This is a genomic window from Streptococcus sp. A22, from assembly GCF_043674215.1.
GTDB lineage: Bacteria > Bacillota > Bacilli > Lactobacillales > Streptococcaceae > Streptococcus > Streptococcus suis_V.
The window spans coordinates 68,471-81,276 of sequence record NZ_JBIMJQ010000005.1; the positions used below are offsets into that span (position 1 = coordinate 68,471).

General features: G+C 46.8%; 14 protein-coding genes. 13 read left to right on the forward strand and 1 reads right to left on the reverse strand.

The features are described 5' to 3' along the window. The first annotated feature begins 239 nt into the window (after positions 1-239). Positions 240-1,454 (forward strand): pyridoxal phosphate-dependent aminotransferase, encoded by a 1,215-nt coding sequence (locus ACHBHN_RS03195; RefSeq protein ID WP_105122930.1) that lies wholly within the window; start codon positions 240-242, stop codon positions 1,452-1,454. Positions 1,455-1,601: 147 nt separating this feature from the next. Here ACHBHN_RS03195 and ACHBHN_RS03200 read toward each other — a convergent pair whose 3' ends face one another. Further along, a complete protein-coding gene (locus ACHBHN_RS03200) occupies positions 1,602-2,957 on the reverse strand; it encodes an aspartate kinase (protein WP_172009884.1) in 1,356 nt (451 codons plus the stop codon). A 145-nt stretch (positions 2,958-3,102) separates the two neighbouring features. On the opposite strand from ACHBHN_RS03200, the gene ACHBHN_RS03205 reads away from it, so the two are divergent. The 12 genes from ACHBHN_RS03205 to ACHBHN_RS03260 all read left to right on the forward strand — a co-directional run bounded on the left by ACHBHN_RS03205 (position 3,103) and on the right by ACHBHN_RS03260 (position 12,799). Continuing rightward, the gene (locus ACHBHN_RS03205; protein ID WP_394733610.1) at positions 3,103-3,747 is read left to right on the forward strand and encodes an HAD family hydrolase; all 645 of its coding nucleotides are present in this window, start codon (positions 3,103-3,105) and stop codon (positions 3,745-3,747) included. 149 nt (positions 3,748-3,896) lie between these two features. Continuing rightward, positions 3,897-4,688 carry an enoyl-CoA hydratase gene (locus tag ACHBHN_RS03210; RefSeq protein ID WP_394733042.1) on the forward strand — a complete coding sequence of 264 codons (792 nt, stop codon included), beginning with the start codon at positions 3,897-3,899 and terminating at the stop codon, positions 4,686-4,688. A gap of 79 nt (positions 4,689-4,767) precedes the next feature. Next, positions 4,768-5,202, forward strand: coding sequence for a MarR family winged helix-turn-helix transcriptional regulator (locus ACHBHN_RS03215; RefSeq protein ID WP_158455729.1), 435 nt, complete (start codon positions 4,768-4,770; stop codon positions 5,200-5,202). Beyond that, on the forward strand, positions 5,199-6,176 hold the full coding sequence (locus ACHBHN_RS03220; protein WP_172068193.1) for a beta-ketoacyl-ACP synthase 3: 978 nt from the start codon (positions 5,199-5,201) through the stop codon (positions 6,174-6,176). The genes ACHBHN_RS03215 and ACHBHN_RS03220 overlap by 4 nt, the downstream gene beginning before the upstream one ends. A 56-nt stretch (positions 6,177-6,232) precedes the next feature. Next, positions 6,233-6,457, forward strand: a complete 225-nt coding sequence (locus ACHBHN_RS03225) for an acyl carrier protein (RefSeq protein ID WP_105118537.1) — start codon at positions 6,233-6,235, stop codon at positions 6,455-6,457. A 167-nt stretch (positions 6,458-6,624) separates the two neighbouring features. Continuing rightward, a complete protein-coding gene (gene fabK / locus ACHBHN_RS03230) occupies positions 6,625-7,590 on the forward strand; it encodes an enoyl-[acyl-carrier-protein] reductase FabK (RefSeq protein WP_394733027.1) in 966 nt (321 codons plus the stop codon). A 1-nt stretch (position 7,591) separates the two neighbouring features. Further along, positions 7,592-8,512: an ACP S-malonyltransferase gene (gene fabD / locus ACHBHN_RS03235; RefSeq protein ID WP_394733026.1), complete on the forward strand. Its 921-nt coding sequence runs from the start codon at positions 7,592-7,594 to the stop codon at positions 8,510-8,512. 9 nt (positions 8,513-8,521) lie between these two features. Then, entirely contained in the window at positions 8,522-9,256 is a 735-nt protein-coding gene (gene fabG, locus ACHBHN_RS03240; protein WP_277939635.1) for a 3-oxoacyl-[acyl-carrier-protein] reductase, read from the forward strand. Positions 9,257-9,269: 13 nt separating this feature from the next. Further along, positions 9,270-10,505: a beta-ketoacyl-ACP synthase II gene (fabF, locus tag ACHBHN_RS03245; protein ID WP_105111574.1), complete on the forward strand. Its 1,236-nt coding sequence runs from the start codon at positions 9,270-9,272 to the stop codon at positions 10,503-10,505. Next, positions 10,506-10,982, forward strand: coding sequence for an acetyl-CoA carboxylase biotin carboxyl carrier protein (gene accB / locus ACHBHN_RS03250; protein WP_105122938.1), 477 nt, complete (start codon positions 10,506-10,508; stop codon positions 10,980-10,982). Further along, positions 10,979-11,401, forward strand: coding sequence for a 3-hydroxyacyl-ACP dehydratase FabZ (fabZ, locus tag ACHBHN_RS03255; protein WP_024378919.1), 423 nt, complete (start codon positions 10,979-10,981; stop codon positions 11,399-11,401). The genes accB and fabZ overlap by 4 nt, the downstream gene beginning before the upstream one ends. Positions 11,402-11,425: 24 nt before the next feature. Beyond that, entirely contained in the window at positions 11,426-12,799 is a 1,374-nt protein-coding gene (locus ACHBHN_RS03260; protein ID WP_394733025.1) for an acetyl-CoA carboxylase biotin carboxylase subunit, read from the forward strand. Positions 12,800-12,806 lie beyond the last annotated feature (7 nt).

A 12,806-nucleotide genomic window follows, 5' to 3' on the forward strand; every position in this document is an offset into this window, starting at 1 on the left:
AATGTAAAGTATTTATTGATAGATGGAGAAAAATAATATAAGCAACCGTAATGATAGTCAGATTGCAGTGTCCAGAGACAGATAGAGTGTTCATGTCATTCTAGTAGTATCATTTCCCTACATTTCCTGCGATTTATAACATTTAGTGATAGATTTACTATGAAAATGATTGCTAAAATGACCAAATTCCATTATGATAGTAGTATTCATAGACTCAAGAAAGTTGAGGAGGTATAGTTATGAGACAATTTGAAAAGTCAACAAAGCTCGAACATGTTGCATACGATATCCGTGGTCCAGTCTTGGAGGAAGCTATGCGCATGCGGGCAAATGGTGAGAAGATTCTCCGCTTGAACACAGGAAATCCAGCTGAATTTGGTTTTACGGCGCCAGATGAGGTTATTCACGACTTGATTCACAATGCCCGTAAATCAGAAGGCTATTCCGACAGTAAGGGGATTTTTTCTGCCCGTAAGGCCATCATGCAGTATTGCCAGGTCAAGAAGTTTCCAAATGTTGACATCGATGACATTTACATCGGAAATGGAGTTAGTGAACTGATTACCATGTCTATGCAGGGCTTGCTAGACAATGGAGACCAGGTCCTGGTGCCAATGCCCGACTATCCACTTTGGACAGCGGCAGTTAGCCTGGCAGGTGGCGATGCGGTCCATTATCTCTGTGACGAGGGGGCAGATTGGTATCCAGATTTGGATGATATTCGTTCAAAAATCACCAGCCGCACCAAGGCGATTGTCCTGATTAACCCCAATAACCCAACAGGTGCTCTTTATCCTAAAGAATTATTGTTGGAGATTGTAGAGATTGCCCGCCAGCATGAGCTCATCATTTTCTCGGATGAAATCTATGACCGCATGGTTTTTGACGGCGCAGTCCATATCCCAATTGCTTCATTGGCCCCAGATGTTTTTGTCGTGACTATGAATGGTCTGTCCAAATCCCATCGTATCTGTGGCTTCCGTGTGGGCTGGATGGTCCTATCAGGTCCTAAAAAGCATGTGAAAGGCTATATCGAGGGGCTCAATATGTTGTCCAACATGCGGCTCTGTTCCAATGTCCTGGCTCAGCAAGTTGTCCAAACTTCGCTTGGAGGCTACCAATCAGTCGATGAATTGTTGATACCTGGTGGCCGACTTTATGAGCAGAGAGAATTCATCACCAAGGCTATCCAAGATATTCCAGGGCTTTCAGCTATCAAGCCTAAGGCAGGCCTCTATATCTTCCCGAAAATTGATCGTGAAATGTACCGGATTGATGATGACGAGCAGTTTGTGTTGGACTTCCTCAAGCAAGAAAAGGTTCTCTTGGTCCATGGTCGTGGATTTAACTGGAAGGATCCAGACCACTTCCGTATTGTCTACCTTCCACGTGTAGACGAACTAGCAGAAATCCAAGAAAAAATGACCCGCTTCTTGGCCCAATATCGTAGATAAAAAATAAGCTCAAACCGTTTAGGTGAGAGCTTATTTTTGTGGGATGATGTGAGAGGGATTAGGTAGAATCCTTGCGGTGACTAAAATAAATTTGATTCATACACTATCTGTTTCATTTGTATGTCCAGTATGGAACTGAAAAAATTCTTATTTACCCTCAAAAAATGCTGTGTAAAGTGCCTGTAGGGCCTGCTCTTTTTGTTCTGTTTTGACAACAAACATGACAGAAACTTCGCTGGCACCTTGTGAAATCATGGCCAGGTTGACATTCTGGTTAGATAGGGCAGTCGTTGCTGTGGCTGTTACACCGACATGGCTCTTCATGTTCTCACCAACAATCATGATGGTGGATAGGCCACGCTCGATTTCAGCCTTATCAACCTCCAGCTGCGTTTTGAGCTGGCGAAGGATTTCAGCTTCCTTGATAGGGGTCAATTCGCGGCCACGGAGTACGATGGACAGGTCGTCGATACCAGTCGGCATGTGCTCGAAACGAATATTCAAGTCTTCTAAAATTTGTAGGACCTTGCGACCAAAACCAACTTCACGGTTCATCAGGTACTTGGAAATGTTGATACTTGTGAAATCATCATCTGCTGCAATTCCGACAACAGGCAGGGTCTGGTCAGTATGCTCCAGGACGATTTGGGTGCCTGGGTGGCTAGGGTTATTCGTGTTTTTGATAACCAAAGGAATACGTCCACGGTAGGCAGGTAGGAGGGCTTCGTCATGAAGGACGGAGAAACCTGCATAGGCCAATTCACGCATCTCACGGTAAGTTAATTCCTTGATAGAATGTGGATTTTTGATGATACCAGGATGGGCAGCAAAAATGCCGTCAACATCGGTAAAGTTCTCGTAGAGGTCGGCTTTGACACCGGCCGCTACGATAGAGCCTGTAATGTCCGAACCACCACGGGAGAAGGTACAGATTTGATTGTCGATGGTCACACCGAAAAAGCCAGGGATAATCAAGACCTCATCCGCATCGCGCAATTCTTCAATCTTATCATAGCTAGACGGTAGGATACGGGCATTTCCAGGTTCTGAGCTGACAATGATACCAGCTTTCTTAGGGTGGACATAGCGGGCAGGCAGTCCTTTTTGGGTAAAATATTCTGCAATCAGCTTGGCATTGTTGTCCTCGCCGGCCGCTAGGAATGCGTCGTAAAGAAATTCATTATTTTCAATCGGCAGGGTCGCCAGAGCCTTGATGCTGTCAGCAATCTTCGCCATGCTTTTAGCTATAAAACCAAGCTCGTCAACCATAGCCTGGTAACGATTGATAATCCATTCTTGGCTGGCTGTCACATCCTTGCCGCTTGTATATTCCTTGTAGTATTTAATCAGAGCGTCTGTCACTTTCGTATCTTCGGCATTGCGTTTACCTGGTGCTGATACGACAACAAAACGGCGCTCAGGGTCCGATTGAACGATGCTAAATACTTTTTCTAATTGGCTGGCAGACGCGAGCGAGCTACCTCCAAATTTGGTTACTTTCATAAGAATCTCCTCAGATATTTTTTACTATTATAGCAGAAGATGGGGGCTTTGTCAGTATTTTCTGGGAAATTTTCAGAATTTATTGAAAATTACATTTATGAAACTTTCTGGGAATTGTGGTAAACTGGAGGAAAGAGGAGAAAGCATGGCAAAAGCAATTATTTTTGATATGGATGGAGTCCTGTTTGATACAGAGACCTTTTATTTCCAGAGACGCATCGATTTTTTAGCGACCAAGGGACTGTCGGTTGATCACCTGGACCCAAGTATTTTTGTGGGTGGCAGGGCCAGTCAAATGTGGCGTTGGATTTTGGCGAATGACTTTGACAAGTGGGATGTGCCTGCCTTGGAAAAGGAGTACCGTATATATAAGGAAAACCGGCCGACACCCTATGGTCAGCGGCTTTTTCCTGATGTCAAACAAGTCTTGCAGGCTTTGACAGACAAGAGCTTGCCTCTGGTATTGGCCTCCAATACGGACAGGGAAGAAATCGAACGTGCCTTGGAAGAAGCTGGAATTAGACCTTATTTTAAACAGGTCTTTTCAGCCATGGAATGCGGAGCGCCCAAGCCAGCTCCGGATGTCTACAATCTCGCAGCCCAGGCGACTGGGGTGGACAAATCAGAGATTGTGGTCTTTGAAGACAGCGCAAAAGGCATCGCGGCAGCAAAAGCAGCAGGCTTGACGGTCTGGGCCATCCGAGACCAGCATTATGGCATTGACCAGAGTCAAGCAGATCGCTTGGTGGACAATTTGAGCCAAGGATTGAGAGAATTGTACAAGATGTAAGAGGGTTGGCGAGAGCCAGCCTTTTTCCGATGTCACACTTCTTTTCTGGTAAGGACGTGACAAAATGATTTTCTGTGCTAGAATGGATAACAAGAAAGATGTGGTTTGCTTTTCAAACTATTTCATCTTCAAATGAAGTGGAGCAGGCGATGACCTATCAAACAATTACCTATGATGTTCGGGACGGAATAGCACTTCTGACCCTCAATCGTCCAGATGTGGCCAATGGCTTTAACATTCCCATGTGTGAGGAAATTTTGGCAGCGATTGACGCAGTTGATCGAGATGCTACTGTGAAAATCCTGCAAATTCAGGCCCAGGGCTCTGTTTTCTCGGTCGGTGGCGACTTGGTCGAGATGAAGCGGGCAGTGGATGAGGATGATATTCCTTCTCTTGTAAAAATAGCAGAGCTGGTCAATGATATCTCATTCGCTATCAAGAAATTGCCAAAGATTGTCATCATGGTGACCGATGGAGCTGTCGCTGGTGCGGCGGCCAACATGTCAGTAGCAGCAGATTTCGTGATTGCCTCTACTAAAACAAAATTTATCCAGGCCTTTGTCGGAGTGGGTCTGGCACCTGATGCCGGCGGGCTCTTTCTCCTCAGTCGGGCAATTGGTGCCAATCGGGCTAGCCAATTAGCCATGACAGGCCAAGGCTTGTCTGCTGATAAGGCCCTGGACTATGGCATCGTTTACAAATTGTCCGAACCTGAAAAGCTGGAAAAAACAGTCGCTCAGGTCATCAAAAAACTGTTACGAGGCTCTGTTAACTCTTACGCCGCCATCAAGCAGCTGGTCTGGGAAAGCCAGTTCAAGGACTGGGAAACCTATCGCAAGTTAGAATTGCAGTTGCAGGAGGAATTGGCCTTCAAGGAAGATTTCAAGGAAGGTGTACGTGCCCATGCAGAGCGGAGAAGACCCGTTTTCACAGGAAGGTAATCAGTATTTTCCAAAAAAACATTTGACAATCAAAATATTCTGGAGTATACTTTGACTATCAAAGTAAAGGAGGCTAGTTTTGGAAGATCCAAAAATCAATGAATATCTAACGGCAATTTTTAACAATGTCCTGGTCATTCAGGAAAACAGCCTCCGCAAGAGTCGTTTCAACGACATATCCATTAAGGAAATGCACACCATCGATGAGATTGGTGACAAAAAGGGAGCGACACCGAGTGATATCGCTCGGGCTTTGATGGTCACGCTTGGAACGGTGACAACCAGTCTTAACAACTTGGAGCGCAAGGGCTATATCGAACGTGTCCGATCTACTAAGGATAGACGAGTTGTTCATCTCTATCTGACCAAGAAAGGTCGGCTGGTCTATCGTTTGCACCAACGGTTTCATAATGAAATGGTCAAGCAGATTACAGACGGGATGGACGAGGCAGAATATCAAGTGATGAAAAAAGGGCTCTACAAACTCTATAATTTCTTGGAGGATCTGAAATGAGAACCTTCACTAAAATCAGTCAGGTTGCCCACTATGTTCCGAAGCAGATCGTGAGCAATGATGATTTAGCTCAGATTATGGATACCAGTGATGATTGGATTTCCTCACGGACAGGTATTGGTCAAAGACGAATTTCTCTTGATGAGGACACCAGTGACTTGGCCAGTCGGGTTGCCCAAGACCTGCTAGACAAGTCAGGTGTAATTGCTGATGAAATTGACTTTATCATCGTCGCAACTATTACATCGGACTCAACCATGCCCTCAACAGCAGCTCGCGTTCAAGCGACAATTGGTGCGAAGAAGGCATTTGCCTATGACCTAGTCGCAGCATGTTCGGGCTTCGTTTTCGCCCTGTCCACCGCTGACAAACTAATCTCCTCTGGTATCTACCAAAAGGGGATTGTGATTGGAGCGGAGGTCTTGTCCAAGACAGTTGACTGGACAGATCGCGGGACGGCAGTTTTGTTTGGAGATGGAGCTGGTGGTGTTTTGCTAGAGGCCAGTTCGGAGCAACATTTTCTAGCAGAAATCAATCGAACGGACGGCAGTCGTGGCCTTAGTCTAACCTCTGGCAAGACGGGTCTGTATTCTCCCTTCTCGAAAGAGGGAGGTAACCAGCCCTATTTGCAGATGGACGGTAGAGCGATTTTCGAGTTTGCTGTTCGCGATGTGACCAAGACCATTGCAGAGCTACTAGACAGTCAGGGGTTGACTGGTGATGAGGTGGACTATTTCTTGCTTCATCAGGCCAACAGTCGAATCTTAGACAAGATGGCACGCAAGCTGGGCCTTGGTATTGAGAAATTTCCAGCCAATATGATGCACTATGGCAATACCAGTGCGGCCAGCATTCCTATTCTCCTTTCGGAGTGTGTGGAGGCAGGTAGTCTGCGGTTGGACAGTGGCCAGACAGTCGTTCTGGCAGGCTTTGGTGGCGGGCTGACTTGGGGTACGCTACTACTGAAACTTTAGTTAATTCCTTGCCTCTGGCAAGATTAAAATATTTTTTTATAAAAAGGAGCACTATCATGGCAGTATTTGAAAAAGTACAAGAAATCATCGTTGAAGAATTGGGTAAGGATGCTGAAGAAGTAACCCTTACAACAACTTTTGAAGATTTGGACGCAGATTCATTGGATCTTTTCCAAGTAATCTCTGAAATCGAAGATGCATTCGACATCCAAATCGACACAGAAGAAGGATTGACAACTGTAGGCGAATTGGTTGCTTACGTTGAAGAAAAAACTAAATAAGATTTCAAGAGAAAAGTGCTAGTGAGCATTTTTCTTTAGGTTAATAGTTTGATATTCAAAACATTGGAGCACCAAACTAATTATTAAGTGAGGGCGTTGCCCTCGCTTGTTTAGCTAATGGTTTGATGTTCAAATGATTAGCTAAGCAAATAAAGATTGAGGGAACTATGAAAACAAAGATTACAGAATTATTGAACATTGATTATCCGATTTTCCAAGGTGGTATGGCCTGGGTGGCTGACGGTGACTTGGCTGGTGCGGTTTCAAATGCTGGTGGTTTAGGCATCATTGGTGGGGGTAATGCTCCCAAGGAAGTTGTCAAGGCAAATATTGATAAAGTCAAGTCCATCACAGACAAGCCTTTCGGTGTCAATATCATGCTCCTATCGCCGTTTGCAGATGACATTGTTGACCTAGTTATCGAAGAAGGTGTCAAGGTGGTGACAACGGGTGCGGGCAACCCTGGAAAATACATGGAACGCTTGCACGCAGCTGGTATTACGGTTATTCCAGTGGTTCCAAGTGTCGCTTTGGCTAAACGCATGGAAAAATTAGGAGTGGATGCCGTCATCGCTGAAGGGATGGAAGCAGGTGGTCACATCGGTAAATTGACAACCATGACCTTGGTTCGTCAGGTTGTGGATGCCGTATCCATTCCTGTTATCGCAGCAGGTGGTATCGCAGACGGTGCAGGTGCTGCCGCAGCCTTTATGTTGGGGGCAGAAGCAATTCAGGTGGGAACACGTTTTGTCATTGCCAAGGAGTCAAATGCCCACCAAGCATACAAGGAAAAAGTTCTCAAGGCTAAGGATATTGACACAACAGTATCGGCATCCGTTGTAGGTCACTCGGTGCGTGCGATTAAGAACAAGCTTTCGACAGCCTATGCGGCTGCGGAAAAAGACTTCCTTGCTGGGAAAATTTCAGCAGAATCCATTGAAGAATTAGGTGCAGGTGCCCTTCGAAATGCCGTTGTAGATGGTGATGTGGTCAATGGTTCGGTCATGGCAGGTCAGATTGCTGGCTTGGTGACTAAGGAAGAAACCTGTGAAGAAATTTTGAAAGATTTATATTTTGGAGCTGCCAAGGTGATTCGTAAAGAGGCGAATCGCTGGGCTTCCGTTGGAGAATAAGATGACAAAAACAGCCTTTCTATTTGCAGGTCAGGGGGCTCAGACACTTGGTATGGCCCGTGACCTCTATGATACCTATCCCATTGTCAAGGAAACTTACGACCAGGCTAGTCAGATTCTGGGCTATGATGTGCGGGACTTGATTGACCATCAGGAAGATAAGCTCAACCAGACCCGCTATACCCAACCTGCGATTTTGACAACCTCCCTTGCCATTTATCGTTTATTGGCAGAAAAAGGGATTAAACCTGACATGGTGGCTGGTTTGTCCTTGGGAGAATATGCCGCTTTGGTTGCTTCTGGTGCTCTGGCCTTTGAAGAAGCCATTGCCTTGATTGCCAAACGAGGGGAGTTTATGGAAACGGCCGCACCAGCAGGGACTGGTAAGATGGTCGCTGTCCTCAATGCAGATGTCAGCTTGATCGAAGAAGTCTGTTCGTCAGTTACCTCTGGGATTGTTTCCCCAGCCAACTATAATACACCGGCCCAAATCGTCATCGGAGGCGAGGTGGCTGCTGTGGATGAGGCAGTGGAAGCCTTGAAAGCGGCGGGTGTCAAACGCATGATTCCCCTCAATGTATCGGGGCCTTTCCATACGGCTCTCTTGCGTCCAGCTTCGGAGCAATTGGCTCAAGCTCTGGAAGAGGTGGAGTTTGCAGACTTCCAAGTAGAGTTAGTTGGCAATACCGAAGCCAAGGTCATGAAACTAGAGGATATCAAGTCCCTCTTGACCCGTCAGGTCATGGAACCTGTCCGTTTTTATGAGTCCATTGCAACTATGCAGGCGGCTGGTGTGACCAAGTTTATCGAAATCGGTCCAGGTAAGGTTTTGGCAGGCTTTATCAAGAAAATTGATAAGACAGCCGAGGTGGTGACAGTAGAAGATGTGGCAAGTCTAGAAGGCTTGTTGACTAGCCAATAAGGAGAAAACATGGAACTTACCAATAAAAATGTGTTTGTGACAGGTTCAAGTCGTGGAATCGGCTTGGCCATTGCCCATAAGTTTGCCAGTCTTGGTGCCAATGTGGTGCTGAATGGTCGTGGTCAGTTGGGGCAGGACTTGCTGGATAGCTTTTCAAGCTACGGTGTTAAAGTTGTGGCGATTTCAGGAGATATTTCTAGCTCGGCAGATGCCAAACGGATGGTGGCTGAGGCAGTTGAGGCTCTCGGTAGCGTCGATATCTTGGTCAATAATGCAGGGATTACCAAAGACGGTATGGCCTTGCGAATGACGGAAGAGGATTTCGAGAGCGTTTTGAGTATCAATCTAACAGGTACCTTTAACATGACCCAGGCTGTTTTGAAACCGATGACCAAGGCACGTGAAGGGGCTATTATCAACCTTTCCAGTGTGGTCGGTTTGACAGGGAATGCTGGTCAGGCCAACTATGCCGCTTCTAAGGCAGGTGTGATCGGCTTTACAAAATCCATTGCTCGTGAAGTCGCTGGTCGAAATGTCCGTGTCAATGCCATCGCACCAGGCTTTATCCAGTCAGATATGACAGATGTCCTGTCTGATAAGATTAAAGAAGCTATGTTGGGACAAATTCCTATGAAACGTTTCGGTTTAACGGAAGAAGTAGCGGATGTAGCTGTGTTCTTGGCCAAGCAAGAGTATCTGACAGGTCAGGTCATTGCCATTGATGGCGGTTTGACCATGCAATAAGAGAGGTTTGAAAATGACAAAACTAAATCGTGTAGTGGTGACAGGCTACGGTCTGACATCTCCAATTGGAAATACGCCAGAAGAATTCTGGGATAGCTTGGTCAATGGCAAGATTGGTATTGGAAAGATTACCAAATTTGACACTAGCCAATACACTGTCCATAATGCGGCAGAAATCAAGGATTTTCCTTTCGACAAATACTTCGTTAAAAAAGATACTAACCGCTACGACAACTACTCCCTCTATGCTCTTTATGCGGCTCAAGAGGCAGTAGCCAATGCCAATCTTGATACAGAAGCAGTTGACAGCGATCGTTTCGGTGTTATCTTGTCAACAGGGATCGGTGGGATTTTGGAAATCGAGGAGCAGGTTGCTCGGATGAATGAAAAAGGTCCAAAACGGATTCGTCCTATGGCACTTCCGAAGGCTTTGCCAAACATGGCGGCAGGAAATATTGCCATGCAGGTCGGTGCCAATGGTGTCTGCAAGTGTGTCATAACGGCCTGTGCTTCGTCAAATGATGCCTTGGGTGAAGCCTTCCGTGAAATCAAGTTTGGCTTCCAAGATGTTATGTTGGCAGGTGGTTCAGAAGCGGCTATAACTCCCTTTGCCATCGGTGGCTTCCAGGCTTTGACAGCTATGTCGACAACTGAGGATCCAAGTCGTGCTTCCATTCCTTTTGACAAGGACCGCAATGGTTTTGTAATGGGAGAAGGTGCTGCGGTCTTGGTCTTGGAAAGTTTGGAGCATGCAGAGGCGCGTGGGGCAACCATCTTGGCTGAAATCGTCGGCTATGGAAATACCTGCGATGCCCACCACATGACCTCTCCGCACCCAGAAGGTTTGGGTGCTATCAAGGCTATGAAGTTGGCCATTTCAGAAGCAGGTCTAGAGCCAGCTGATATTGACTACATCAATGCCCATGGGACTTCGACACCGGCTAATGAAAAAGGAGAAAGCCAAGCTATTGTATCTGTCTTCGGCAAGAACACGCCAGTTTCTTCTACCAAGTCCTTCACTGGTCACTTGTTAGGTGCAGCTGGTGCCGTTGAAGCGGCGGCTGTTATTGAGGCGATGCGTCATTCTCATGCACCAAAGACAGCAGGTACGACGGAGTTGTCTGATTACATCGAGGCAGATGTCATCTACGGTCAAGGTCGTGACATGGAAATCCGTCATGCCATTTCAAATACATTTGGCTTTGGTGGGCATAATTCAGTCATCGCTTTCAAACGTTGGGAGGCCTAAGTGAATATTACAGAAATTAAGGACCTGATGAGTCAGTTTGACCAGTCAAGTTTGCGAGAATTTTCATATAGCAATGCTGGGGAAACCTTGCATTTCAGTAAAAACCAGCAGGCGACAGTGGCTCCAAGTCCAATCGTAGAAGCTCCGCTTGCTCCAGTAGCTCCTGCAAGCCCAGCCCCTGTGCCAGCAGTTGAAACCAGTGAGCCAGCTCCAGTAGAAGCCAGCTCAGCCCTTGCGGCAGAGGGGGCGGTAGTGGAAAGTCCACTTGTTGGTGTGGCCTATTTGTCACCAGCCCCAGACAAGCCAGCCTTTGTAGCAGTTGGTGATACGGTCAAAAAGGGGCAGACCCTCATGATTATCGAAGCCATGAAGGTCATGAATGAAGTGCCTGCTGATCGTGATGGTGTGGTCACAGAGATTTTGGTGGCCAACCAGGATGTTGTAGAATTTGGACAAGGATTGGTACGCATCAAATGATTGATATTTTGAAAATTAAAGAGGCTCTTCCTCATCGCTACCCTATGCTCCTGGTCGATCGTGTCCTTGAAGTATCAGAAGATGAGATTGTCGCCCTTAAAAATGTGACCATTAACGAGCCCTTCTTCAACGGGCATTTTCCAGACTATCCTGTTATGCCAGGAGTTCTCATCATGGAGGCTTTGGCTCAAACCGCAGGTGTCTTGGAGTTATCCAAGGAAGAAAACAAGGGCAAGCTGGTCTTTTATGCCGGCATGGATAAGGTTAAATTTAAGAAGCAAGTTGTACCTGGTGACCAGTTGATTATGACAGCTAAATTTGTCAAACGCCGTGGAACCATTGCGGTTGTTGAAGCAAAGGCAGAGGTGGACGGAAAACTGGCTGCGTCGGGGGTATTAACCTTTGCCATTGGAAAATAGTATCTAAAGGAGATAGGATTCATCATGTTTGAGAAGATTTTGATTGCCAATCGTGGTGAGATTGCGGTGCGGATTATTCGTGCGGCCAGAGAGCTTGGGATTGCGACCGTGGCTGTCTATTCAGAGGCGGACAAGGAAGCTCTCCACACCATGTTGGCAGATGAGGCTGTCTGTATCGGCCCAGCCCGTTCGACAGACTCCTATCTCAATATGCAGGCAGTCATCTCGGCGGCTGTTGTGACAGGTGCCCAGGCCATTCATCCTGGCTTTGGATTTTTGAGTGAAAACTCTAAGTTCGCCACCCTTTGTGAAGAGGTTGGTATCAAATTTATCGGGCCTTCTGGGACGGTCATGGATACCATGGGCGATAAAATCAATGCACGTGCAGAGATGATTAAGGCTCAAGTGCCTGTCATTCCAGGATCAGACGGTGAAGTTTTGACCAGCCAAGAAGCCCTTGAAATCGCTGAAAAGATTGGTTATCCAGTCATGCTCAAAGCATCGGCAGGAGGTGGCGGTAAGGGGATTCGGAAGGTTGAAAAAGCCGAAGACCTAGTGCCTGCCTTTGAATCGGCTTCCAGCGAAGCCAAGGCAGCCTTTGGCAACGGAGCCATGTATATGGAGCGTGTCGTCTATCCAGCCCGCCACATCGAAGTACAGATTTTGGCGGACCAGCACGGTCATGTCATCCATCTGGGAGAACGGGATTGTTCCCTTCAACGCAACAACCAGAAGGTCTTGGAAGAAGCTCCGTCGATTGCTATCGGCCACACTATGCGGGACCGTATCGGTCAAGCAGCAGTGCGGGCTACCCAATCAGTTGGCTATGAAAATGCGGGAACTATTGAGTTCCTCTTGGACGAAGCCAAGGGCGAATTTTACTTCATGGAAATGAACACACGGGTGCAGGTGGAACATCCTGTTACCGAATTTGTTACCGGTGTGGATATTGTCAAGGAGCAAATCAAGATTGCGGCTGGTCAGGAACTCAGTGTCCGCCAAGAAGATGTGAAGATTACAGGTCATGCCATTGAATGCCGCATCAATGCTGAAAATCCAGCCTTCAATTTTGCTCCAAGTCCAGGTAAGATTTCCAATCTCTACCTGCCAAGCGGAGGAGTCGGTCTGCGTGTAGACTCAGCTGTTTACCCAGGCTATACCATTCCGCCTTACTATGATTCCATGATTGCCAAGGTCATCGTGCATGGGGAAAATCGTTTTGAAGCCCTGATGAAGATGCAGCGAGCCCTCTACGAATTGGAAATTGACGGAGTGGTGACCAATACCGACTTCCAGCTGGACTTGATTTCCGACAAGCGAGTGGTGGCAGGTGACTACGATACTGCCTATCTCATGGAAGAATTTTTACCTCGCTATCAGGAAGAATTAAAAAAGTAAACTAGGA